We start from the raw sequence: 874 nt of genomic DNA, 5'->3' as shown, positions 1-874 counted from the left end.
CGAGATTCGAGATTCGAGAAAATTAGAAAGGTTGACGTGAAAGCGTCAACCTTTTTTTGTCTGGAGGTTTGTTTACTCGATTATTTAAGCGATTAGCTAACCTACACAGCAAGAGATCTCCTATTACGCTCATTCGTCGCTCTAGGAGATGACGAGAATAGGTGTAGTGAATCCAAGACAACATCAATGATGCGCCATCAAACCACACCAAATCGTTATCCCTCTTCTCGCCATCATTCCCTACAGTGAGGGACGAACATGATAGGGAATCTGCTTATTGAGAACGTAAGCCCTAGCCACATTCAAACTCCGACCTTATACTCATGTAAAACAATTAATTGGAAAGATCATGAGCTTCGAACTTCACCCGCAACTTGCGAAAGACACCACACTTATCGGCGAATTTCCACTGAGCTTAGCCCTGCTACACAAAGATAACGCAGTGCCTTGAGTTATCTTGGTACCAAAACGTGCCAACCTAAAAGAGTTGCACCACTTACCAATGAAAGAGCAACAGCAGTTCCTACATGAATCTCAGGCGGTAAGCCAAGCATTAGAAGCAACGTTCCAACCAGACAAATTGAACCTTGGTGCGCTGGGTAATATGGTGCCACAACTGCACATCCACCATATTGCACGCTTCAAAGACGACATTGCTTGGCCCGGCCCAGTATGGGGTAATACAAAAGGCGAACAGCGCAGTGAAGAAGATCAAGCCGCTATCCTGACTCGTATCCAAAACGTTCTGTCACTGAGCTCTATCTTCAAGAAAGCATAATTCGAGTTCATCTCATTGAGCTTTAAAGCAAAACACTTCAGAAAAGACACATAACAAAAAGCCGCTCATCTTAGATATGAAGTGACCCCGTAAAGT

Annotated in this window: 1 pseudogene; it reads left to right on the top strand. The window is 44.1% G+C overall.

Going from position 1 to position 874, the window contains the following annotated elements:
* Window positions 1–349 precede the first annotated feature (349 nt).
* A pseudogene (locus AB4384_RS15210) lies at window positions 350–778 on the top strand (HIT domain-containing protein).
* Window positions 779–874: the final 96 nt, after the last annotated feature.

It is taken from the genome of Vibrio sp. 10N.261.51.A4 (assembly GCF_041471945.1).
GTDB classification, from domain to species: domain Bacteria; phylum Pseudomonadota; class Gammaproteobacteria; order Enterobacterales; family Vibrionaceae; genus Vibrio; species Vibrio crassostreae_C.
The sequence above is the reverse complement of the archived record's forward strand: the minus strand, read 5'-3'. Positions and strand labels throughout refer to the sequence as shown.